The organism is Flavobacterium sp. Root901, from assembly GCF_001429765.1.
In the GTDB taxonomy this organism is placed as follows: Bacteria; Bacteroidota; Bacteroidia; order Flavobacteriales; family Flavobacteriaceae; genus Flavobacterium.
Genome location: NZ_LMJB01000009.1, coordinates 1 through 22,549, shown reverse-complemented (window position 1 = coordinate 22,549; position 22,549 = coordinate 1). Strand labels below are relative to the sequence as shown.

Genomic DNA, 22,549 nt, shown 5'->3' with positions numbered 1-22,549 from the left:
TTGGAATTTAAAAAATTTGAGATTTAGATTTCGTCTTCATCATCAATAAAGTCATTGCCGTAATCGTCAATATCCCTTCTGTCTTTCTTTGTAGGTCTCCCGGTTCCGGATTTACGATAATGTTCTTTAGAAAGTTTTAATAACTCTAAATGTTCGTAAGCTTCCGGAGGTGTTTCGTTTTTACGATATATATCAACAAGTTTGGCTCCGACACGATTTTCCGGAATATCCAGTACGGTTATAATTTGTGTAATCTGATCTTTTCTAAAGGTAATTCTATCAGTAGGAAAAACCTCTTTTGATGGTTTTGCAACCTGCCCGTTAACAGTAACCTGATTCTTTTTGCAGGCTTCTGTTACCATGTTTCGTGTTTTGTAATAACGCACGCACCATAAGTATTTATCTATTCTCATAATTTTTCTAAAATAGAAGTTAAATTCTTTACAAAAATAAATCAATATTGTATCTTGCGCACCTAAAAAATTAACAATAATGAATAAATTTAAATATTACTTTGTTTTACTAATTGCAAGCATCACTATAATTTCTTGTAACAAAGACAAAGATGAACCGGAACAAGTTCCTTTAAGGGATTATAAGGTACAATATGCAGCTGATAAGGATTCGATTGTTAAGTATTTAAAGACTAATTATATAAAGGAAGTAACGGCTAATTTTGATATTACGATTGAAAAAATCCCTGCGGGCGGTACACAGGTTTCTATATGGGATCAGACAACGTATCCTTTACAGATTAGAAAAGTTTATAATAATGATGTTGATTATGAGGTATATTATTTGATTCTGAACAAAGGTGTAGGACAATCTCCATTAAACAGTGACAGAATTAATGCTTCATACAGAGGAACTTTATTAAACGGAACACAGTTTGATTCGTCTTACGGTTTAGGTAGAAGTTTTGAATTATATATGAATTCTTCTCAGGCCGTAATTGATGGCTGGGGTGAGATTTTCCCGCAATTCAAAACCGGTACGCCAAATGCTGCCGGCCCGGATGGTACAATAACTTATAAAGATTATGGAGCTGGTGTAATGTTTTTACCTTCTGGTCTTGCTTATTATGGAGGCGGTACAGACAATATTCCTGCTTATTCTCCTTTAGTATTTAGTTTTAAATTGTTTGATCTGCAAAGATTAGATCATGATGGCGATGGTGTTTTGGATGTGAACGAAGATATAAACGGTGACGGATATGTTTATGATTTAAGAAACACTACAAAATTCCCAACTCCGCCGGCGACTATGAAAGATGATACAGATGGCGATGGTATTGCTGATTTTGTTGATACGGATGATGACGGAGATGGTTTTTCTACCTATTATGAAGTTACAAAACCTACCAATCAGGTTGGATGGGTAGATGGAGTATTTAATGGTTTAAGCACCTATTATCCTTGGGATCCGGTTGCTGATAATCCAAACACGCCAAATACAGATGAAACTGAGCCAAGAGGAATTCCAAGAAGACCAACAGGTGCTCTTGCTAATCCTGCTCTTCCGGAATCAATAACAAATCCTAAGAGTTATGTGCCTGCAGATTATACTGCTGCCGGAAGACTAAGAATTCATTTGGATAAAACATATCCTTTTCCAAGAAAATAAACTTTAATTTAAATTCATAAAAAAACCTCGAAATTCAATTTCGAGGTTTTTTGTTTTATAAAGTAAGAAAACTGAAAATTATTTTCTTTTGATAACTCTTTCTACAGCTTCAACAATCGCCTGATTGTTTAATTTGTATTTGTTCATTAACTGCTCCGGAGTTCCAGATTCACCAAAACTATCTTGTACTGCAACAAATTCCTGTGGAGTTGGATTGTTCAACGCTAATACTCCCGAAACACTTTCTCCAAGACCTCCAAGATAGTTGTGCTCTTCTGCAGTAACGACACATTTAGTTTTTGCAACTGATTTTAAGATCGCTTCTTTGTCAAGAGGTTTAATAGTATGAATGTTGATTACTTCAGCAGAAATTCCTTTTGCTTCAAGAGCTTCTGCAGCAATAAGAGCTTCCCAAACTAAGTGACCTGTAGCAATAATAGTTACATCAGTTCCTTCGTTTAATAAAATTGCTTTTCCTATTACGAATGGCTCATCAGCAGGAGTAAAGTTAGGCACAACAGGACGGCCGAAACGTAAATACGCAGGACCATGATGATCTGCTAATGCAATTGTTGCGGCTTTAGTCTGGTTGTAATCGCAAGTATTGATTACGGTCATTCCTGGTAACATTTTCATTAATCCGATATCTTCTAAGATTTGGTGGGTTGCACCATCTTCTCCTAATGTCAAACCAGCGTGAGAAGCACAGATTTTTACGTTTTTATCTGAGTAAGCAACAGATTGACGGATCTGGTCGTAAACTCTTCCTGTTGAAAAGTTGGCGAAAGTTCCTGTAAATGGAATTTTTCCTCCAATTGTTAAACCTGCAGCAATACCAATCATATTCGCTTCTGCAATTCCAATCTGGAAAAAACGCTCCGGATGATTTTTTTTGAAATCATCAAATTTTAATGAACCAATTAAATCGGCACATAATGCTACAACATTTTCGTTTTTTTGACCTAATTCAGTCATTCCCGCTCCAAAACCAGAACGGGTATCTTTACTTCCTGTATTTGTATATTTTTTCATTTTGTTTCTTTTGAGATGCTATGTCTCCAAGTATGGTTAAGCTCATGGCTGTAACTGACATCGAGACTAAAAAGCTTTTTTAATAATCGATTTGATCCGGAGAATAATTTTGAGATAATGCTTTTTCTAATTGCTCATCATTTGGAGCTTTTCCATGCCAGGCATGAGTATGCATCATAAAGTCTACTCCGTTACCCATTTCAGTGTAAAGTAAAATACAAACAGGTTTTCCTTTTCCTGTTCTGGATTTTGCATCATTTAATCCTGCAAGGATCGCATCGATATTATTTCCTTCTTTTATTTCTAAAACATCCCAGTCAAAAGCTTCAAACTTAGTACGAAGACTTCCCATTGGTAAAACTTCATCCGTAGTTCCGTCAATTTGCTTTCCGTTAACATCTACAGTTGCAATAAGATTGTCTACTTTTTTAGCAGAAGCATACATGATAGCTTCCCAGTTTTGACCTTCCTGCAATTCTCCGTCACCGTGTAAAGTAAATACCAAATGATTATCACCATTTAATTTTTTAGCTTGTGCCGCCCCAAGAGCAACAGATAAACCTTGTCCTAATGATCCGGATGCCATACGAACTCCAGGTAAACCTTCGTGAGTTGTTGGATGTCCTTGTAAACGAGAATTTAATAACCTAAAAGTGGCAAGTTCTGAAATAGGGAAATAGCCGCTGCGTGCTAAAACGCTGTAAAATACTGGAGAAATATGACCATTTGAAAGGAAGAAAATATCTTCTCCAATTCCGTCCATATCAAAACCTTCTTTGCGGTCCATAATATTTTGGTATAATGTTACCAGAAACTCAGTACAGCCTAGTGATCCCCCTGGGTGACCAGAGTTTACAGCATGTACCATTCTAAGAATATCTCTTCTTACTTGGATCGTTAAATCGCTTAATTGTTGTGTGTTAGGCTTCATTTTGTATGTAAAAGTTAAACTATTGCAAATGTAATTTTTATTTTGCGGGAACACAAGTGATTTTGCGCTTTAAAATGTTAGGGCTGTAAATAATTAGATGAATTTCGTTGTCTTTTATACAAATAAAAGCTTGTGGTTAAAGCAAGTTCTCTATTGAAGTTTTTATTCTTTCTGTTTCTTCAGATGATGATATGAAAGACGTATTCTTTATGATGAGTTCTAGATTTTGGTCATTTAATGTGGCAACATTTGCTGATCCAATTGAGATTTTGATAGTCTTTATCTTTTCAGAAACCAGTCTTTTTCCCAATTCGTCTGCTGTAAGTTCTTTAAATACAGCCGGAATTAATTTTAAAGAGTTTAAAACTATATGTCTTTCTGTTTCCAGATACGAATCAATATCAATTAAAAGATTTATGGGTGCTGGTATAATATTATTTAATTCTTCGGCAGCATCTTTGACCCCGCGTTTAAATTGTAATGCCCCGGTTAGTTGTGTCTCGTCAACATTATTTGAAGTAAATAGGCGAGGATAGTTTTGAGGCTCAATAAAAGTTAAACCTGCTATTTGAGAACTTTTAATTATGGTAATATTAGGTTCTGAATAATGATTGGTGTAATTGGCAATCATTAACAAATGCGATTTTTTCCTTTGCTGTGATTCCACAATAATCCCGCTAATACTCCTGCCATTTGTTAATAATAATTCCAGCTTTGGTAAACTGGAATCATTATCTGTAGTTCTTGCCAAATCTGTTAAATCCTTAAACCATGTGTTTAAGTCTTTCATTAAATGCTTTTTATAATCTGACATCATTATAATTGATTTTCTATGTATTTTAATATTTCAGAATCTGGAAGGCTTCCATATGAATAGGCTGCAAGCTGAAATGTCAGATAAAAATTCTTGTCTTTGAGTTCCATTTTGATTGCGTCAAAATCATCTGTATTAATTAAATGAATCGTGTTTAATTTTTCTTTTAATGCTTCTTTGCCCATTTCATCAATGCAAATGCTTTTTATTATAAATTCAACACTCTCAAACATCACACTCGTAAGTCTGTTAAGAGGAGTTTCGTCAAATGATGTAAAAGTATCCCAGTCTACTTCAATTTTTATTTCATAACCGGCAATTTCATTTATTTTGTTTTGAAATGCCGGAAGTTCATTTGACTTAATTGATTCTGCTAAACGTCTTTCTGCTAATCCCATAATTATGTGTTTAAATTATTTTGTGGCAAAAATACTACTTTTTTAAGATTTACTTTTGTATTAGATAATAATTAACACATTGCTTAAAACAATAAAGACTTAATATATATATTCTGAGTTATATTTTCAAAAATCTGATTATCAATAAAAAAAGCCCAAAATGGGCTTTAAAATGTCGGGCAGATGTTTTTTAGTTATTATCGCCCTCGCTGTAGAAATTATTTTCTTCATCTTCAGATCCAATCTCTTCCTGATTGTCATCTAGTTCTGAACCCGGAACGTCAAGATCGTCACCAAGTTTGTCACTGTTTTGTTTCCATTCATGATTGTCCTGATTGATAATTCTTTCTCCAGAAATATCTTCCGGATCAATATCTTCTAATTTGTCTTCCTGATTATAAATATCTTCATTTGAAGGATAATTTAAATTTTCAAGATTTCTTTCGATTTGATCTTCGTTTGTATTTTTATCTTCTGAATTTGCCATGATTTCTATAATTTAAATGAATCGATTTTACTCGTTGTGTTAGGATATTAAAATTAAGCAATGAATTTTGGCAGGCGTTATATTTTTGCAGTTTAATTGTTGCAAATTTTGCATTATCACTCACGTTTGCCTTTAAGGTTCTGAGTTCATTTCTTTTTTATCTCATTTTGTAATTTTTTCAAATGAGATAAAATCAAAAAGAATTTGTCACCGGAAATATGATTTTTCTATTTTGATTTGAGTTTCATTTTTGTAATTATCTAATTGACAAATTTTCTAATTAAATTTCCCTTAAATTGATTTATCTTTGCCGTCCCGAACAATAGGGAGAAAAACGAATTTATGAAGTTTGATTTATTACAAAAAGATCCGCAGTCTAAAGCAAGAGCGGGAAGCATTACTACTGATCACGGCGTAATCGAAACGCCTATTTTTATGCCTGTTGGAACAGTTGCCTCTGTAAAAGGTGTGCATCAGCGCGAACTAAAAGATGATATTAACCCGGATATTATTCTGGGAAACACTTACCACTTATATTTACGTCCGCAGACCGAAATTCTTGAAAAAGCAGGAGGACTGCACAAGTTCATGAATTGGGATCGTAATATTTTGACTGATTCTGGGGGGTATCAGGTATATTCTCTTTCTTCAAACAGAAAAATTAAAGAAGAAGGCGTAAAATTCAAATCGCATATTGATGGTTCTTACCACTTTTTTACTCCCGAAAATGTGATGGAAATCCAGCGTACAATTGGTGCAGATATTATTATGGCATTCGACGAGTGTACGCCATACCCGTGCGATTACAGATATGCGCAAAGATCAATGCACATGACACACAGATGGTTAGATCGTTGTATTAATCACTTGGAAAAAGTGCCTTATAAATATGGTTACGAACAAACGTTTTTTCCAATTGTTCAGGGAAGCACGTACAAAGACCTGCGCCGTCAGTCTGCAGAATATATTGCAAATTCAGGTCAGCAGGGAAATGCCATTGGCGGATTATCTGTAGGAGAACCTGCAGAAGAAATGTACGCAATGACTGAAGTAGTCTGCGAAATTCTGCCAGAAGACAAACCACGTTATTTAATGGGTGTTGGAACTCCTATAAATATATTAGAAAATATCGCGTTAGGAATTGATATGTTTGACTGTGTTATGCCAACACGTAACGCGAGAAACGGAATGCTGTTTACGGCAAACGGAACGATCAATATCAAAAATAAAAAGTGGGAAGCAGATTTTTCTCCAATTGATGAAATGGGACATACTTTTGTAGATACAGAATATACAAAAGCTTATTTACGCCATTTGTTTGCTGCCAATGAATATTTGGGGAAACAAATTGCCACAATTCATAACCTTGGCTTCTATATGTGGTTGGTTCGTGAGGCTAGAAAACATATCTTAGCAGGCGATTTCAGACCATGGAAAGAAATGATGGTTAAAAATATGAGTCAAAGACTTTAAAAAAGTTTCAGGTTTCAGGTTTCATGTTCTGTAAAGAACTCAAACCTGAAATAAAAAAAACAAAAAATATATATGCTGTCAATAATAGATAAATACATCTTAAAAAGATATCTCGGAACATTTTCTGTGATGCTGCTTTTGTTTGCGCCAATCGGGATCGTAATTGACGTTTCTGAAAAAGTAAATAAGATGCTTGAAAACAAGATTCCGTTTATGGATATTGCTTTCTATTATTACAATTTCACTATTTATTTTATAAACTCTTTGTTTCCGATATTTTTGTTTTTATCGGTAATCTGGTTTACTTCAAAACTGGCAAACAATACAGAGATTATTGCGATTTTAAGTTCGGGTATTTCGTTTACGCGTTTCCTTCGTCCTTATATTATAGGGGCTACAATTGTTTCTATTTTTGTTTTGCTGATGGGATTTTTTATTGTTCCGGCGGCAAGTGAAGGTTATAATAATTTTAGGTACACCTATTTGAAAGGAAACGGAAAGGAGCTCATGCGGGGCGAAAACACCAATGTTTACAGACAGATCAATGATCACGATTTTATTTTTGTAAACAGTTTTAACGAAGAGTCGAAAACAGCCTTTAATTTTACGCTTGAACATTTTGAAAAAGACAAGCTGACCTATAAAATTACGGCAAGCCGAATTAAGTGGGATTCGAAACTGAAAACATATATTTTATATGATTATTCAAAAAGAACCGTTGGAGATTTGAATGATGTTATCGAAAAAGCACCGGAAAAAAATATAAAGTTTAAGTTTGAACTTGCTGATTTGACACCGGTTGTATACATCGCAGAAACGCTGACGTTAGGAAAGCTGATTGATTTTATAGCAAAAGAAAGAAAAAGAGGTTCAGGAAATATAAATACTTATTTAGTAGTGCTGTATAAAAAATACAGTATACCGGTTTCTGCATTTATTCTGACAATTATTGCCGTATCTGTTTCTTCAATGAAACGCCGAGGCGGAATGGGAATGAACCTTGCAATTGGAATTGCAATTGCATTTTCATTCGTATTTTTTGATAAAATATTTGGTACTCTTGCCGAAAAATCTACTTTCTCACCTTTATTAGCCGTTTGGTTTCCAAACATAGTTTTTGGAATTCTGGCCGTTTATCTATTACGTAATGCGAAACGATAATTTAAAAAGTTATTTAAATCTTCATTTAATTGTTTTTATCTGGGGTTTTACGGCTATTCTTGGAGCGTTGATTACTATTGATGCTGAAAATCTGGTATGGTTCAGAATGCTGATTGCAGGAATTTTTCTGGGCGGATTTATTATTTATAAAAGACAGTCTTTTAAAATATCTGCACAATCTTTTGCCAAATTAATTTTCGTTGGATTATTAATTGCCATGCATTGGATCTTCTTTTTTAAAGCCATTCATGTATCAAATGTTTCCATAACACTATCTATTTTTTCACTCGGGGCTTTTTTTGCTTCGCTGCTGGAACCGTTATTTTATGGAAGAAAGATTTTATGGTATGAAGTTTTCTTCGGATTAATTATCATTGCAGGCCTTGGATTGATTCTGCAGGTCGAAATTAAATATCTTACAGGCGTATATTATGCATTGATTTCCATAATTTTGGGAGTTTTATTTACGCTCATGAACGGAAAATTAATCTCAGATCATGAACCTTCAGTTATAACTTTTTATGAATTTGGAGCAGGAGTTTTCTTTATCTCTGTTTATTTTTTAGTGATGGGAAAGTTCAACGCAGACTTTTTTGTAATGTCATTAAATAACTGGATTTTGCTGTTGATTTTAGCTTCTGTCTGCACCGCTTATGCTTTTACGGCATCTGTAAAAGTTATGCAGCGATTAACGCCGTATACAGTAATGCTAACCACCAATTTAGAACCGGTTTACGGTATTTTGCTGGCTTATTTTATTCTTGGAGGAAAAGAAAAAATGAGTACAGAATTTTATATTGGCGCTGTAATAATTGTAATTACAGTTATTCTTAATGGTGTTTTTAAACATTACCAGAACAAAGACAAAGTGTAGTATTTGTCTTATTTTTAAATTGCATTTTTTCATTTTAAAGACGAAATAATAATACGAATAGTATAATATTTTTATATTTGCGGTTCGATTTAAAAACAAAATTCAAAAATCCATGGAATATTTAGATTTTGAGCTTCCAATAAAAGAACTTGAAGAACAGTTAGAAAAGTGTGTTATAATTGGAAAAGAATCTGAAGTTGACGTTACGCCAACTTGTAAAGAAATCAACAAAAAATTAGAACAAACTAAGAAAGAAATATATAAAAACCTTACGGCTTGGCAGCGTGTGCAATTGTCAAGACATCCAAACAGACCTTATACATTAGATTACATCAGAGCAATCTGCGGCGATACTTTCTTAGAACTTCATGGAGACAGAGGTTTTAAAGATGATAAAGCAATGGTTGGAGGTCTTGGAAAAGTAAACGGACAATCGTTTATGATCATTGGCCAGCAAAAAGGTTTTAATACAAAAACACGTCAGTACCGTAATTTTGGTATGGCAAATCCTGAAGGATACCGTAAAGCACTTCGTTTAATGAAAATGGCGGAGAAATTTGGTATTCCGGTTTTAACTTTAGTAGATACTCCGGGTGCATATCCAGGGCTTGAGGCTGAAGAAAGAGGACAGGGAGAAGCTATTGCGAGAAATATTTTTGAAATGGTTCGTCTGCAGGTGCCAATCATAACGATTATTGTTGGAGAAGGTGCTTCTGGAGGAGCATTAGGAATAGGTGTTGGAGATAAAGTTTATATGTTAGAGAATACTTGGTATTCTGTAATTTCTCCGGAATCATGTTCGTCTATTTTATGGAAAAGCTGGGAGTACAAAGAACGTGCTGCCGAAGCTTTAAAATTGACATCATCTGACATGAAAAAACAAAAACTAGTTGATGATGTAATTCCGGAACCACTAGGCGGAGCGCACTATGACCGTGAAACTACTTTTAAAACCGTAGCAGAATACATCACAAAAGGATATAACGAATTGAAAGATTTATCAACAGCCGAGCTGATTGCCCAAAGAATGGACAAATACAGCAATATGGGTGAGTATAAAGAGTAAATTCATATAATATGATTAAAAATCCGAAGCCCTGCGGTTTCGGATTTTTTTTTGGTTATCAACAAAAAAAACTTATTTATAAACATTTAATAGTTATAACTCGCTGACAATCTTTTTTTAAATTTTGTTACTTTCGCTATATGGAAAATTTCAAGAATGTAAGCCCTGTAAAGGTAGACAAAACCACTATTATTAATCTCGAAAAAGGTAAACTTCCGCCACAGGTTTTAGACCTGGAGGAGGCAGTACTTGGTGCAATGATGATTGATAAAAAGGGTGTAGATGACGTAATTGATATTTTACAGCCAGATGCTTTTTATAAAGATGCACACAAACATATTTTTGAAGCAATCTTGCAGCTTTTTACCGAAACACAGCCAATCGATTTATTGACAGTTTCGACGCAGTTAAAGAAAAACGGAAAGCTAGAACTAGCCGGAGGAGATTTTTATCTGATTCAGCTTACTCAGAAAATTGCTTCTTCTGCCCACATTGAATTTCACTCGCGTATTATTCTTCAAAAATTTATTCAAAGAAGTTTAATTAGGATTTCTTCTGAAATTATCGAAGAGTCTTATGATGAAACGACAGATGTTTTTGATTTGCTGGACAAAGCCGAGTCAAAATTGTATGAAGTAACGCAGGGGAATATTAAACGTAGTTCTGAAACTGCACAAAGTTTAGTTCTTCAGGCAAAGAAGCGTATTGAAGAAATTGCCGGTAAAGAAGGTTTGAGTGGTATTGCAACTGGTTTTGAAAAATTAGATCAGGTAACGTCCGGCTGGCAGCCTTCGGATTTAATTATTATTGCGGCACGTCCGGGTATGGGTAAAACAGCCTTTGTACTTTCGATGGCAAGAAATGTTGCCATTCAGTTCGGGCATGCAGTAGCCGTTTTCTCTCTGGAGATGGCATCGGTTCAGTTGATCACGAGGCTTATTTCTTCTGAAACGGGATTGTCTTCTGAAAAATTAAGAACAGGAAAATTAGAAAAACATGAATGGGAACAGCTGAGTACTAAAGTAAAAGATTTAGAAAAAGCACCTTTGTTTATTGATGATACGCCTTCGCTTTCCATATTTGATTTACGTGCGAAATGTCGTCGTTTGGCTTCACAACACGGAATTAAATTGATTATCATTGACTACTTACAGCTGATGACAGCCGGTGGAAATGGAAAAGGAGGAGGAAATCGTGAGCAGGAAATTTCTACAATTTCCCGAAACTTAAAGGCACTGGCAAAAGAGCTAAACGTGCCGGTAATTGCACTTTCGCAGTTGTCGCGTGCCGTTGAAACCCGTGGATCAAGCAAGCGTCCGCTGCTTTCGGATCTTCGTGAATCCGGAGCTATTGAACAGGATGCCGATATTGTATCATTTATTTATCGTCCTGAATATTATAAAATTGAAGAATGGGATGATGATGAAGCATCTCCAACTGCAGGTCAGGCAGAATTTATTATTGCAAAACACCGTAACGGTGGACTGGAAAATATTCGTTTAAAATTCTTAGGACATTTAGGTAAATTTGACAATCTTGAAGATTTTAGCGGTGGTTATGATGATCTGCCTTCAAAAATGAACCATGACGATAATCCGTTTATTACTAAAAACCTTCCTTCGGCCAATGAAGCATTTGGAAGCAATTTAAATGATGACGATGATGACAGCGACGTTCCGTTCTAATTAAAAATAAAAAACTAACAAAGAAATCTTTATGAGTTAACTGCTTATAAAGATTTTTTTTGTTTTATGATTCTCTACTCACACTTATAATTTCACAAAATAATATTTCTTATATAAAAATTAATTCGGTAGATTAGCAAAACCATAAACAATTCAAGAACTATTAACCAATTAAAATCTAAAAAAAACTATGAGTGAAAAAGCCTTTCCAGGACCTATCCAGGTACCTCTGTCTACAGCCAAGCAATGGGAAAAAAGATATGAGGATGACTCCACAATTGAAACCAGTGCAAACAAGGTAAAATCTTTTTTAATACCAAGACAAAGTTTAGAAAAAGTACTGGAACTCGGTACTGAAGCTGTTCGTGCTTATATTGGTATTAATGACCAGGACGAAAAAACATTGCTTTTTGTTGGCGCCAGGTATGACAAAGAAACAGATAAGTACATTGATGTGTACGCTCAGTCTTTGCTGCAAAATAAATCGGCTGAGTCTGCAGATGATATTGTTTTTGATGGAACGCGTCCTAGTCCGCCCTATTAATTTATTGTAAGTATATAAAATGAACGATGTTTTAATATACTCGACTTATTTTGTTTTACTAATAAATTTAATAGTCTACTCATATAGCTTTTTCCGAAAGGAAAAAGCTAATGTTTTTTTTGTTGCTTATTTAGCATTTTGCTTTGCCATGCAATTTACGATGGAACTATTGTATCATCTTTCGATGACTAATTTAATTGTTCTCAATACATTTTTTATAGGGCAAATGGTGTTACTTGGAATATTTTATAATTCATTGACAACGATAAGGATTCAAAAAATATTCATCAAAATCAGCTTAATTATTGCTTTACTGGTTTTATTGATACAATTTAGTATGGATTCGAGTGAGTTTTTGAAGTTTAATTTATTTGAAATTACCTTAACCAATCTGCTTACAGTAATTTTCGCTTTGTTTCACCTTTACAATATGCTCACAGAAAGTAAGACATATTATTATACTACTGTGGGGCTTGTATTTTATTTATTGGCCAGTACTGTATTATATTTAATTGGAAACTTTTCTCTTGGGCTCAGTAAAGATCTCAAATATTTGACATGGATATTAAACGCTTTCTTAATTTTAATCTATCAGTTTTTAATTTTATACGACTGGATTAAAAATTTTTATAAAAAAGCGACCCTAACCTAAATTTCAAATCTTTAATTAAGAAATTTGACATGAATACTCATTCAATTCCTGAAAAAGACCTTGTTACAATTATATTATACATCTCACTTTTTTTTATAATTGTTGCAGTTTCGTTAATAATTTTCTTTTACTTCTCAAGAAAAAAAATCATTCAAAAAGAACTGGAGAAAAAAGATTTGATACTTCAATATCAAAAAGAACAGCTTCATGCTGTAATTATTACCCAGGAAGAAGAACGTAAACGCATCGCACAAGATTTGCACGATGATATAAGCTCTAAACTTAATATTGTATCCTTGAATACGCATTTGCTTTCCTCTCCAAACCTGACAGAAGAAGAAACGGCTGAAATTACAGGCAACATAATTAATTTAACAGCAAAAGCGCTGGAAAATTCCAGAAAAATTGCTCATAATTTATTGTCTCCGGTTTTTGAAAAATTTGGACTCAATGCCGGTGTTGAGGAATTATGTGAAGAATTTGAAAGCAGTAAATCTGTAAAAACGTATTATAAAAATGAAATCGATTTTGACGATAATATTGATCGTCATTTACACATTTTTAGAATTTTGCAGGAATTAATGAATAATTCTCTTCGACATGGTAAAGCAACCGAAATCTGGATAGCTTTTAGAAAAAATAACGGAATTAATACCTGCTATTATGAAGATAACGGAATTGGTTTTGACAGTAAAAATTTAGAAAATCAAAAAGGTCTGGGAATGAAAAATATTGACAGCCGTATTTCTTTTTTAAATGGAACCATAAAATTTGATTCAGAAATTAATAAAGGTATTGCAGTAATTTTTACTTTTTAAGATAAAAACAGAAAATAATCACGTTTAAATGGTAATAAAAGTAGGAACTTAAGCTTTTATTAATTCATATTTTGTAATTTCGATAAACCAAATGACCAAAAACAGACAAAATGAATGCCGTTATTAAAATTGCTTTAGTCGATGACGAAGTTTTATTTCGAAAAGGAATAGCTTTTCTATTGCAAAGAGAAGATAATATTGAAATTATTTTTGAGGCTTCAAACGGTGAAGAACTTGTTGCAAAACTAAATAGTAATGAAGTCAAACCAGACATTATTATTATGGATTTGAAAATGCCCGTTTTAAATGGCGTGGAAGCAACAAAAATTATACGAAAAACTTTTCCGGAAATAAAAATAATTGCCTTAACAAGTTATGACTCAAAATCATTTATTGCCAATATGATTCAGGTTGGAGCAGTGGCATACCTTATTAAAAATACAACCCCAAAAGATCTGATCCGCACAATAAACGAAGTCGACAGAAAAGGATTTTATTACAATGAAAATGTTTTAAAAACAATTCAGGAAACAATCGTATCTTCAAAAAACTCAAAAGGCAGCCTGGAAACAAGTTTTCTTTCTCCTCGTGAAATTGAGATTCTTCAGCTTATTTGTCAGCAGAAAACAACGACGGAAATTGCAGAACATCTTTTCCTGAGCCCGAGAACTGTAGAGGGACATCGAAATAATTTATTACTTAAAACAGAATCACGAAATATTGCCGGTCTTGTTGTGTATGCTATTCAAAATGAAATTGCAGTATTGACACTTTAATTTAGCTTGTTAAAAATTGAATAGATAAAACGTAGTAAACAATTATTGTAAATACAAGAACACAAAGTCCTATTTTTTGCATTATACTAAATCCTTTTGGCTGGTTATTCTGGTTATAATTCATGGTTATTTTTTTAATCTATTACTTTGGTCGATTTTAGAATTTCAAATTTAGACAGAAAATGGTTTCAAAGTTTACGTACTTTTACTTGTTTTTTATATAATTTCAATATTAGATTTCAGCTTATTGTTAATTAACAGTCTGATGAACTTATAAAACAATTCTTATTTGTGTTTTTAAAAGCTTACTTTATATCTTTACTGAAATAATTTTTTAATGAAAAAAAGTTTAGTTTACCTCTTTATTTTATTGCTTTCCTTTACTGCAAAAGCTTCGTTTATTTTACTTCCAATGGACGAAACAACGCAGCAAAATCATCTAAAAGCTTACGGAATTACTTATTGGTGCTTAAGCAGGGATTACAAAGCGAGCTGGCTGCTTAATTACCGTGGCGGTTCATTTTTGCTGCCTGATGCAGAAGAAATTCGAAAGGAGTGTAAAATACGCGGGGTTAGTTTTGAAATACTTTCAGATAGTGAAGAAGCTTCTATATTAAATGATATTTCGAGTCCATCTCAAAATATGGAATCTGTAGTTCTTGAAAAAGCACCAAAAATCGCAGTTTACACACCAAAAGGAAAACAGCCATGGGATGATGCAGTTACCTTAGTGCTTACTTATGCAGAAATTCCATTTACACCAATATATGATGAAGAAGTCTTAACAGACCAGTTATTGCTTTATGATTGGCTGCATCTCCATCATGAAGATTTTACCGGACAATATGGAAAATTTTATGCTGCTTATAAAAACACACCTTGGTATATTGAACAAAAAAAAGATGCAGAAGCTTTAGCGGCTAAGCTGGGATATTCAAAAGTTTCTCAGGAAAAAGGTGCTGTTGCAAAAAAAATCAGGGATTTTGTTATTGGCGGAGGATTTATGTTTGCAATGTGTTCAGCAACTGATAGTTTTGATATTGCACTTGCAGCAGATGGTGTTGATATTTGTGAAACCATGTTTGATGGTGACCCAAGTGAATCTAACTATCAGGCAAAACTTAATTATTCAAATTCTTTTGCTTTTAAGGACTTTATTTTAGAAAGAAGACCGGAGGTTTATGAGTTTTCTGATATTGATATGACGGGAAAAAGAAGAGTTCCAATGGAAAAAGATTATTTTACTTTAATGGAATTTTCGGCAAAATGGGATCCGATACCAAGTATGCTGTGCCAAAATCATACACAACTGGTAAAAGGATTCATGGGACAAACCACTTCTTTTAATGAAACATTAGTAAAATCAAATGTTTTGGTGATGGGAACCTGCGAGCTTAATGGAGAAGCAAGATATATACATGGAGAAAAAGGAAAAGGCATGTTTACCTTTTTCGGCGGCCATGATCCCGAAGATTTTCAGCATCAGGTTGGAGACCCGCCAACAGTTTTAGATCTGCATCCAAATTCTCCGGGTTATCGTTTGATTTTAAACAACGTTTTGTTTCCTGCAGCTAAAAAGAAAAAGCTTAAAACGTAAATTTAGTTTAAGGAAAACTGAAGCCATATAGGAATATGGTCTGATATCTTGCGTGCTTCTTTTAATGAATCAAAATTTTTATAGAATAAAATTGCTCCTGAATTAATATATTTTAATTTACCGGGATAGTAAAAAATATTATCAAATTCAGATGCCAGGCAATTTTCGCCCTGGCATTTTTGTTTTAAAGTCGTTTTTTGATTTTGTAACATGGAGATATATCCCATTTTTTTCAATGGGTAAAAAACAGTATGCGATTGAGGGCAATTAAAATCTCCGGAAAAAATAAGATTTAAATCCGGATATTCCTGAGGAAGAAATTTGAAGTATTTAATTTCCGTTTCAGGTTGTTTGCTTTTCGTAATTGCGTGGAAATTAACCACCGTAAAAGTCTTTTTATTGATTTCAAAAGTGGCAAAATAAGGTTCACGGTCAATTTCTGAATGATATTTTTTTTCAAGCCAGGCTTTTCCTTTTAGTTTCGCCTTATTAGTTTTCCATAAAAAAGCATATCGTTCTTTCTTATAGCTGTTTCCGCTGGTAGGATCGCTTATGGAATAGTCCCATTTTGTTCCTTTTTGATTTAATAATGCCACAAGTTTTGCAACTGTTTGCGAGCCTCCAAATCCTGCAACAACTTCTTGGATTGCAGCGATATCATAGTCATTAATTGTACCGGCGATAAAATCTAATGAAGCTTGTGATTTTGACTTCCCAAAATTTTCAATATTCCACGAAATAATTTTGGTTTGAGCAAAAGATTGTGAGGAAAAAAACAATAAAAGAACGCAGGTGATAATGATTTTCATGAGGTTTTTAAGAAAAATCAAATATAACATTTTTAGATATTTTGTAGTAAAATATCTAGTGTTTTTTATACCTGCTTTTTAAAGCGGAACTGATGATTATTATCTGTAAAACCAAAAGTGAGGGTATGAAAATGAATTTCCAGTCTACCTCGAGCCAGCCGGATTTTTCAGATACGAAAGCAAAACTTGTGGATAAGAAAAAACAAAGCAGCATTGTTTTGATGATTATCTTATTGTTGGCCGTATTTATCTTGGAGATTAAACCAAATTTGTATTTAGATTTCATTTGCAGGTATTATTTTAAGCAAACTTAAATTTATATGCAGCTATATCATTACGGAATTCCGTAAAATTACTTGTGCCAATTCTCAAAAATTAAAAAATCTATTTTCTTGTGAAAGAGTATAAATACCTGTTTTTGTAGAATGATCAATCTTTTATTTAATCGAGGTTCATTTACAAGTAGATGCAAAGAAACCCTCTTGCAGGAGGGTTTCAAATTTTAAAATCTTGTAAATTTTATCTTGATAAAAAATTAAACAGCTCTCATTCCGGTTGTAATTGCTAACCTGTTCCATGAGTTAATTGTGATAATAGCAAGGATGATTTCGGCTAAATATTTTTCATCAAATAAGTTTGCTGCATTTTGATAAACTTGATCTGAAACATGATTTGAAACTAATGTTACCTGTTCTGTCAAAGCCAAAATTGCTTTTTCTTCTTCTGTGTAAACATCTGCTTCGCGCCATGCACTTGTTAAATATATTCTTTGTTCAGAAATTCCGTGTTTTCTTGCATCTGCTGTATGCATGTTAATACAATATGCACAGCCATTAATTTGGGATGCGCGTATTTTAATTAATTCTTTATGTACAGGAGTTAATGAAGTAGACGAAATGTATTTTTCTAAGTTCATTAAGGCCTGATAAGCTTCGGGTGCAGCATTTGGGATAACAATTCTTGATTTCATTTTATGTGTTTTAAAAGTTCATTACAAAGGTCAGTAATGTATCTTTTTAAAAACTTGAACTACTTCAAGAAATTCAAATCATACTTTTCCGGCTCTGATTTTACTCATAAATTCTGCCGAAAAATCTAAATAGGAGGCAAGCATATACTGCGGAACACGCTGCACAAACTCTGGATTCTGATTGTTAAAATGATGGTATCTTTCTTCTGCCGACATTGTAAATAGAAATTTAATTCGCATTTGAGCAGCTCCAAACGATTTTTGAGAAACAATTCTAAAGTAGCGCTCTAACTTGGGAATTTCAATTAATAGCGATTCCAAAGTAGGTTTTTCAATCGCAATTAATTCACAGTTTTCTACTGTCTGAATATAAAAGTGTGATGGAGTATGATTGTGTAAACTTAAATAATCGGTTATCCACCAATTTTCTATAGCAAACTGTAAGGTTTGTTCGCTTCCTTTGGGATTAATAATGTATTGCCTTGCGCAGCCTTTTATAATAAAATATAATGTATTGCAGACTTGCCCTTCTTTTAATAAATGTTCTTTCTTTTTAACTTTTGAAACATTCAGGCATGATTCTAAAATATCAATTTCTGAAGGTTCAAGGGTTGTAAATTTTTGTATATGATCAAAAAGTACTGCAAACATTTTAGGACAGTTTATAAAGGACTTTAAAGGTAAAAATAGATTGTTGTAAAAACAAAAAACCATTCGAATAAACGAATGGCTTTTTTATGATAAGTAAGTAATCTAAATTGAGTTTATAAAACGTTTATTTTACTTTATTAAGTATTGCTTTGAAAGCTTCCGGGTGGTTCATAGCTAAATCTGCAAGAACTTTACGGTTCAATTCGATTCCGTTAGCTTTAACTTTCCCCATGAATTGAGAATAAGACATTCCTTCTAATCTTGCTCCAGCGTTAATACGTTGAATCCATAATGAACGGAAGTTTCTTTTATTCTGTTTTCTGTCACGGTAAGCGTAGCTCATCGCTTTCTCTACCGCGTTCTTAGCAACTGTCCAAACGTTTTTACGTCTTCCAAAGAAACCTTTGGCTTGCTTCATTATTTTTTTTCTTCTTGCTCTTTTAGCAACTGAATTTACCGATCTTGGCATAATTTTAATGTGTTTTTGTAGCAGGCGTCCTGAATTTAATCAAAGGAACTTGAAAGCCATACTCCAAGGTTATATAAATAATTTTTTAACCTAAAGAAAATCTTTAGTCTAATGTTTTAAAGTCAAAGGTCAAAAGTCAGCTACTGACTTTTATACTTTATGACTTTCTAACTTTTGACTTATAATTAGATAATTCTTAATTGTTGTTTGATGCTTTTTTCATCAGTTTTGTGAACTAGCGCTGAGTGTGTCAAAGCTAATTTACGTTTTTTAGATTTTTTAGTCAAGATGTGACTTTTAAAAGCATGCTTTCTTTTAATCTTTCCAGAGCCAGTAACTTTAAAACGTTTCTTAGCGCTAGATTTAGTTTTCATTTTAGGCATTTTTCCTAGTGTTTTAATTTATTCTTACTTACTTATATTTTTTAGTTTGAGGTTTAAAGTTTCAGTTTGAGTTAAAACTGTTTACTGAGACTGTCAACTGAAAACTATTTTTTCTTTTTTGGAGCAATGAACATAATCATTCTCTTTCCTTCAAGAACAGGCATTGCTTCAACTTTACCATATTCTTCTAAATCGGTAGCAAGACGTAATAATAAAATCTGTCCCTGATCTTTATAGATGATAGAACGTCCTTTAAAGAAAACAAATGCTTTTAATTTAGCTCCTTCTTTTAAGAACTTCTCAGCATTTTTTCTTTTAAATTCATAATCATGCTCATCTGTCTGAGGACCAAAACGAATTTCTTTTACTACAACCTGCGATGATTTAGCCTTTAGAGCTTTGTCACGTTTCTTTTGTTCGTAAACAAATTTCTTGTAATCCATGATTTTACAAACCGGCGGCTCTGCATTTGGCGAAATTTCAACCAGATCCAATTCAAATTGGTCTGCTAAACGTAACGCGTCAGCGATTTTAAAAACCCCAGGTTCAATGTTTTCACCTACAAGACGTACTTCAGGAACACGAATAAGATTGTTTATTCTGTGTGCATCTTTTTTTTCTACTCGAGGTTGAAAACCTCTGTTACTTTTTATTGCTATGACTTTCTAATTTAAGTTAAACTGTAAATACTTTTAATGTCTTTTTTATTTCTTCGTCTACAATCGAAGCAAATTCTTCGATAGAAACTGTAATGTTACCTTTTCCTTCCTGTCCGTGACGACGAATAGAAATCGTTCCGTTTTTCTCTTCTTCCTCACCAACGATAAGCATAAATGGAATTTTCTGCATTTCTGCATCTCTAATTTTCTTACCGATAGTTTCGTTTCGGTTGTCAATTAGGGCGCGAATTTCGTGATTTTCTAGCAAATCTAAAACTTTTTTAGCATAATTTTCGTATTTCTCGCTCAAAGACAATATAATAGCTTGTTCCGGCATTAGCCAAAGTGGGAAATTTCCTGCAGTATGCTCTAGTAAAATTGCTATAAAACGTTCCATCGAGCCAAAAGGAGCTCTGTGAATCATAACTGGGCGATGTAATTCATTATCAGCGCCTTTGTATGTTAAATCAAAGCGTTCAGGTAAGTTGTAATCTACCTGAATTGTTCCCAGCTGCCATTGTCTTCCCAAAGCATCTTTAACCATAAAATCAAGCTTCGGTCCGTAAAATGCAGCTTCACCATATTCTACGACAGTATTTAAACCTTTGTCAGCTGCAGCATTGATAATTGCATTTTCAGCTTTTTCCCAGTTTTCATCTGTACCAATATATTTTTCTCTATTTTCCTGATCTCTTAATGAGATTTGCGCTGTAAAGTTTTCAAAACCTAATGAACCAAATACATATAATACTAAGTCAATTACTTTTTTGAATTCTTCATCCAGCTGTTCCGGAGTACAAAAAATATGCGCATCATCCTGAGTAAAACCTCTAACACGTGTTAAGCCGTGTAATTCACCAGATTGCTCGTATCTGTAAACAGTACCAAATTCAGCGTAACGTTTTGGTAAATCTTTATATGACCAGGGTCTCACATTGTAAATTTCACAGTGGTGAGGACAGTTCATCGGTTTTAATAAAAACTCTTCGCCTTCTGCAGGAGTATGTATGGGCTGAAAACTATCTGCACCATATTTGGCATAGTGACCGGAAGTTACATATAATTCTTTCTGACCAATATGCGGACTCACAACTTGTTCGTATCCTGCCTTCTTTTGCGCTCTTTTTAAAAATTGCTCCAAACGCTCTCTTAAAGCAGCTCCTTTTGGAAGCCATAAAGGTAGCCCTTGACCAACTTTTTGTGAGAAAGCAAATAATTCAAGCTCCTTTCCTAATTTACGGTGATCACGACGCTTAGCTTCTTCAAGAAGTTCGAGATATTCTGTTAAATCCTTTTGTTTAGGGAAAGAAGTTCCATAAACGCGAGTAAGCTGTTTATTCTTTTCATCACCTCTCCAGTAAGCACCGGCCACACTCATAATTTTCACAGCTTTGATGATCCCGGTATTCGGAATATGTCCACCGCGGCATAAATCAGTAAAAGTAGAGTGATCGCAAAAAGTAATTGTTCCGTCTTCAAGGTTTGAAATTAATTCAGTCTTGTAAACATTATCCTTGTACATATCTAAAGCTTCTGCTTTAGTTACCGGACGCATTTTAAAATCATGTTTCTCTCTTGCAATTTCAAGAACACGATCTTCGATCTTTTTAAAATCAGCTTCAGTAATCTTTTGGTCTTCAAAATCTACGTCGTAATAAAATCCATTAGCAATAGCAGGTCCAAGAGTTAATTTAATTCCGGGATACAATTCCTCCAGTGCTTGAGCCATTACGTGCGAAGTCGAATGCCAGAAAGCTTTTTTACCTTCAGCATCATTCCAAGTATATAATATAAGATTACCATCGGTCGTTAATGGAGTCTCGCTTTCAATAGTTGTACCATTAAAAGATGCAGAAATAACATTTCTTGCAAAACCTTCGCTAATGTTTTTAGCGACCTCCATTGGAGTTACGCCCGAAGCGAACTCTCTAATTGACCCATCGGGTAAAGTAATCTTGATCATTGTTTATAATTTTGTGAATGCAAATATAAGTGATTACAAAAATACATACAATATATATATGTATAAGATTTCTTTATTATGTAAGAAGTGATATTACGATAAAGATAGACTTGCTTTTATTGGTATTATATAGTGCTTTAGTCTATATGACGATTTATCTATACATATATATGTATAGAATTCTAACGAAACCCAATTTTCTGTAGGGGCGCATCGCAGTGCGTCTTATGCGCAGTGTAATTCACCATTATTATATAAGAGTAAAAGCTTTGTCAGGCTGATTTAATTCAAAGCTAATATTAAGGAGCTGTTCCCGCTATACGCTCCAATCTTTTATTTTGAACCCCAAAATAAAAGGATTTCCACTTCTATCGGGGCTAGGAGATTTGTTTTGGGTAAAGATTTCAGGAAAGAAAACAGGATTTTAAAGTAGGAAGCGGAAAACCGGAAATCTTTTTGATAACAAAGCGATAAAAGTAAGTTTTGAAAAACGGTTTATTTGTTTAGAAAAGGGCCTAGGGAATGAAAACCTGATAAAAACGGTGGTGAAAAAGCCCGGCAGACTATCAAAAGTACAATGCAGTGCAGAAAAACCTGACAAAGTGCAAAAAAAGTTTGTGCTGTAAAAATTGTGTTATCAGGGAGTTAAGAAATAAAATCAAAAAAGATGGAAAAAATGTAAAATAAATAGTTGGAAATGTAAATAAAGGTGGT

23 protein-coding genes are annotated in these 22,549 nt (G+C 33.6%); 10 read left to right on the top strand and 13 right to left on the bottom strand.

Annotated elements, in window-relative coordinates; all coding sequences use genetic code 11:
* Window positions 1–23 precede the first annotated feature (23 nt).
* Window positions 24–413 carry an RNA-binding S4 domain-containing protein gene (locus ASE21_RS17440; protein WP_057124010.1) on the bottom strand — a complete coding sequence of 130 codons (390 nt, stop codon included), beginning with the start codon at window positions 411–413 and terminating at the stop codon, window positions 24–26.
* Between the two features lie 79 nt (window positions 414–492).
* On the opposite strand from ASE21_RS17440, the gene ASE21_RS17435 reads away from it, so the two are divergent.
* A complete protein-coding gene (locus ASE21_RS17435; RefSeq protein WP_057124009.1) occupies window positions 493–1,623 on the top strand; it encodes an FKBP-type peptidyl-prolyl cis-trans isomerase in 1,131 nt (376 codons plus the stop codon).
* A 78-nt stretch (window positions 1,624–1,701) separates the two neighbouring features.
* Here ASE21_RS17435 and ASE21_RS17430 read toward each other — a convergent pair whose 3' ends face one another.
* The 5 genes from ASE21_RS17430 to ASE21_RS17410 form a co-directional block, all read right to left on the bottom strand.
* Window positions 1,702–2,655: a transketolase family protein gene (locus ASE21_RS17430; protein WP_057124008.1), complete on the bottom strand. Its 954-nt coding sequence runs from the start codon at window positions 2,653–2,655 to the stop codon at window positions 1,702–1,704.
* Window positions 2,656–2,734: 79 nt separating this feature from the next.
* The gene (locus ASE21_RS17425) at window positions 2,735–3,586 is read right to left on the bottom strand and encodes a transketolase (protein ID WP_057124007.1); all 852 of its coding nucleotides are present in this window, start codon (window positions 3,584–3,586) and stop codon (window positions 2,735–2,737) included.
* A gap of 136 nt (window positions 3,587–3,722) precedes the next feature.
* On the bottom strand, window positions 3,723–4,376 hold the full coding sequence (locus ASE21_RS17420) for a hypothetical protein (RefSeq protein WP_128414719.1): 654 nt from the start codon (window positions 4,374–4,376) through the stop codon (window positions 3,723–3,725).
* 26 nt (window positions 4,377–4,402) lie between these two features.
* Window positions 4,403–4,798 carry a hypothetical protein gene (locus ASE21_RS17415; protein ID WP_057124005.1) on the bottom strand — a complete coding sequence of 132 codons (396 nt, stop codon included), beginning with the start codon at window positions 4,796–4,798 and terminating at the stop codon, window positions 4,403–4,405.
* 190 nt (window positions 4,799–4,988) lie between these two features.
* Entirely contained in the window at window positions 4,989–5,285 is a 297-nt protein-coding gene (locus ASE21_RS17410; RefSeq protein ID WP_057124004.1) for a hypothetical protein, read from the bottom strand.
* Window positions 5,286–5,627: 342 nt separating this feature from the next.
* On the opposite strand from ASE21_RS17410, the gene tgt reads away from it, so the two are divergent.
* From tgt to ASE21_RS17360, 9 genes are all read left to right on the top strand, one after another.
* The gene (tgt, locus tag ASE21_RS17405; protein WP_035649585.1) at window positions 5,628–6,758 is read left to right on the top strand and encodes a tRNA guanosine(34) transglycosylase Tgt; all 1,131 of its coding nucleotides are present in this window, start codon (window positions 5,628–5,630) and stop codon (window positions 6,756–6,758) included.
* Window positions 6,759–6,830: 72 nt separating this feature from the next.
* Window positions 6,831–7,919 carry an LptF/LptG family permease gene (locus ASE21_RS17400; RefSeq protein ID WP_057124003.1) on the top strand — a complete coding sequence of 363 codons (1,089 nt, stop codon included), beginning with the start codon at window positions 6,831–6,833 and terminating at the stop codon, window positions 7,917–7,919.
* Window positions 7,906–8,793 (top strand): DMT family transporter, encoded by an 888-nt coding sequence (locus ASE21_RS17395; protein ID WP_057124002.1) that lies wholly within the window; start codon window positions 7,906–7,908, stop codon window positions 8,791–8,793. Before ASE21_RS17400 ends, ASE21_RS17395 begins: the two co-directional genes overlap by 14 nt.
* Before the next feature lie 112 nt (window positions 8,794–8,905).
* On the top strand, window positions 8,906–9,859 hold the full coding sequence (locus ASE21_RS17390; protein WP_057124001.1) for an acetyl-CoA carboxylase carboxyltransferase subunit alpha: 954 nt from the start codon (window positions 8,906–8,908) through the stop codon (window positions 9,857–9,859).
* Window positions 9,860–9,999: 140 nt separating this feature from the next.
* Window positions 10,000–11,544, top strand: coding sequence for a replicative DNA helicase (gene dnaB, locus ASE21_RS17385; RefSeq protein WP_057124000.1), 1,545 nt, complete (start codon window positions 10,000–10,002; stop codon window positions 11,542–11,544).
* Window positions 11,545–11,734: 190 nt separating this feature from the next.
* Entirely contained in the window at window positions 11,735–12,088 is a 354-nt protein-coding gene (locus ASE21_RS17380; protein ID WP_057123999.1) for a hypothetical protein, read from the top strand.
* A gap of 681 nt (window positions 12,089–12,769) precedes the next feature.
* A complete protein-coding gene (locus ASE21_RS17370) occupies window positions 12,770–13,558 on the top strand; it encodes a sensor histidine kinase (protein ID WP_057123997.1) in 789 nt (262 codons plus the stop codon).
* A gap of 110 nt (window positions 13,559–13,668) precedes the next feature.
* Complete coding sequence (locus ASE21_RS17365) at window positions 13,669–14,334, top strand: response regulator transcription factor (protein WP_057123996.1); 666 nt, start codon at window positions 13,669–13,671, stop codon at window positions 14,332–14,334.
* Window positions 14,335–14,671: 337 nt separating this feature from the next.
* Window positions 14,672–15,931 carry a hypothetical protein gene (locus tag ASE21_RS17360; protein WP_057123995.1) on the top strand — a complete coding sequence of 420 codons (1,260 nt, stop codon included), beginning with the start codon at window positions 14,672–14,674 and terminating at the stop codon, window positions 15,929–15,931.
* Between the two features lie 2 nt (window positions 15,932–15,933).
* On the opposite strand, the gene ASE21_RS17355 is transcribed toward ASE21_RS17360, so the two are convergent.
* From ASE21_RS17355 to thrS, 7 genes are all read right to left on the bottom strand, one after another.
* The gene (locus ASE21_RS17355) at window positions 15,934–16,740 is read right to left on the bottom strand and encodes an endonuclease/exonuclease/phosphatase family protein (RefSeq protein ID WP_057123994.1); all 807 of its coding nucleotides are present in this window, start codon (window positions 16,738–16,740) and stop codon (window positions 15,934–15,936) included.
* A gap of 535 nt (window positions 16,741–17,275) precedes the next feature.
* Window positions 17,276–17,710 (bottom strand): carboxymuconolactone decarboxylase family protein, encoded by a 435-nt coding sequence (locus ASE21_RS17345; RefSeq protein ID WP_057123992.1) that lies wholly within the window; start codon window positions 17,708–17,710, stop codon window positions 17,276–17,278.
* Between the two features lie 78 nt (window positions 17,711–17,788).
* The gene (locus tag ASE21_RS17340; RefSeq protein ID WP_057123991.1) at window positions 17,789–18,361 is read right to left on the bottom strand and encodes a Crp/Fnr family transcriptional regulator; all 573 of its coding nucleotides are present in this window, start codon (window positions 18,359–18,361) and stop codon (window positions 17,789–17,791) included.
* A gap of 124 nt (window positions 18,362–18,485) precedes the next feature.
* Window positions 18,486–18,830, bottom strand: coding sequence for a 50S ribosomal protein L20 (rplT, locus tag ASE21_RS17335; RefSeq protein WP_008464948.1), 345 nt, complete (start codon window positions 18,828–18,830; stop codon window positions 18,486–18,488).
* A 185-nt stretch (window positions 18,831–19,015) separates the two neighbouring features.
* Entirely contained in the window at window positions 19,016–19,213 is a 198-nt protein-coding gene (gene rpmI, locus ASE21_RS17330) for a 50S ribosomal protein L35 (RefSeq protein WP_011921545.1), read from the bottom strand.
* Between the two features lie 104 nt (window positions 19,214–19,317).
* On the bottom strand, window positions 19,318–19,872 hold the full coding sequence (gene infC / locus ASE21_RS21640; protein ID WP_373921656.1) for a translation initiation factor IF-3: 555 nt from the start codon (window positions 19,870–19,872) through the stop codon (window positions 19,318–19,320).
* A 16-nt stretch (window positions 19,873–19,888) separates the two neighbouring features.
* Entirely contained in the window at window positions 19,889–21,835 is a 1,947-nt protein-coding gene (thrS, locus tag ASE21_RS17315) for a threonine--tRNA ligase (protein WP_057123989.1), read from the bottom strand.
* Window positions 21,836–22,549 lie beyond the last annotated feature (714 nt).

Excerpts from the sequence above, each read along its gene's own strand:
- ASE21_RS17440 (WP_057124010.1), bottom strand. The coding sequence starts at position 413 with ATGAGAATAGATAAATACTTATGGTGCGTGCGTTATTACAAAACACGA.
- ASE21_RS17435 (WP_057124009.1), top strand. The coding sequence starts at position 493 with ATGAATAAATTTAAATATTACTTTGTTTTACTAATTGCAAGCATCACT.
- ASE21_RS17430 (WP_057124008.1), bottom strand. The coding sequence starts at position 2,655 with ATGAAAAAATATACAAATACAGGAAGTAAAGATACCCGTTCTGGTTTT.
- ASE21_RS17425 (WP_057124007.1), bottom strand. The coding sequence starts at position 3,586 with ATGAAGCCTAACACACAACAATTAAGCGATTTAACGATCCAAGTAAGA.
- ASE21_RS17420 (WP_128414719.1), bottom strand. The coding sequence starts at position 4,376 with ATGAAAGACTTAAACACATGGTTTAAGGATTTAACAGATTTGGCAAGA.
- ASE21_RS17415 (WP_057124005.1), bottom strand. The coding sequence starts at position 4,798 with ATGGGATTAGCAGAAAGACGTTTAGCAGAATCAATTAAGTCAAATGAA.
- ASE21_RS17410 (WP_057124004.1), bottom strand. The coding sequence starts at position 5,285 with ATGGCAAATTCAGAAGATAAAAATACAAACGAAGATCAAATCGAAAGA.
- tgt (WP_035649585.1), top strand. The coding sequence starts at position 5,628 with ATGAAGTTTGATTTATTACAAAAAGATCCGCAGTCTAAAGCAAGAGCG.
- ASE21_RS17400 (WP_057124003.1), top strand. The coding sequence starts at position 6,831 with ATGCTGTCAATAATAGATAAATACATCTTAAAAAGATATCTCGGAACA.
- ASE21_RS17395 (WP_057124002.1), top strand. The coding sequence starts at position 7,906 with ATGCGAAACGATAATTTAAAAAGTTATTTAAATCTTCATTTAATTGTT.
- ASE21_RS17390 (WP_057124001.1), top strand. The coding sequence starts at position 8,906 with ATGGAATATTTAGATTTTGAGCTTCCAATAAAAGAACTTGAAGAACAG.
- dnaB (WP_057124000.1), top strand. The coding sequence starts at position 10,000 with ATGGAAAATTTCAAGAATGTAAGCCCTGTAAAGGTAGACAAAACCACT.
- ASE21_RS17380 (WP_057123999.1), top strand. The coding sequence starts at position 11,735 with ATGAGTGAAAAAGCCTTTCCAGGACCTATCCAGGTACCTCTGTCTACA.
- ASE21_RS17370 (WP_057123997.1), top strand. The coding sequence starts at position 12,770 with ATGAATACTCATTCAATTCCTGAAAAAGACCTTGTTACAATTATATTA.
- ASE21_RS17365 (WP_057123996.1), top strand. The coding sequence starts at position 13,669 with ATGAATGCCGTTATTAAAATTGCTTTAGTCGATGACGAAGTTTTATTT.
- ASE21_RS17360 (WP_057123995.1), top strand. The coding sequence starts at position 14,672 with ATGAAAAAAAGTTTAGTTTACCTCTTTATTTTATTGCTTTCCTTTACT.
- ASE21_RS17355 (WP_057123994.1), bottom strand. The coding sequence starts at position 16,740 with ATGAAAATCATTATCACCTGCGTTCTTTTATTGTTTTTTTCCTCACAA.
- ASE21_RS17345 (WP_057123992.1), bottom strand. The coding sequence starts at position 17,710 with ATGAAATCAAGAATTGTTATCCCAAATGCTGCACCCGAAGCTTATCAG.
- ASE21_RS17340 (WP_057123991.1), bottom strand. The coding sequence starts at position 18,361 with ATGTTTGCAGTACTTTTTGATCATATACAAAAATTTACAACCCTTGAA.
- rplT (WP_008464948.1), bottom strand. The coding sequence starts at position 18,830 with ATGCCAAGATCGGTAAATTCAGTTGCTAAAAGAGCAAGAAGAAAAAAA.
- rpmI (WP_011921545.1), bottom strand. The coding sequence starts at position 19,213 with ATGCCTAAAATGAAAACTAAATCTAGCGCTAAGAAACGTTTTAAAGTT.
- thrS (WP_057123989.1), bottom strand. The coding sequence starts at position 21,835 with ATGATCAAGATTACTTTACCCGATGGGTCAATTAGAGAGTTCGCTTCG.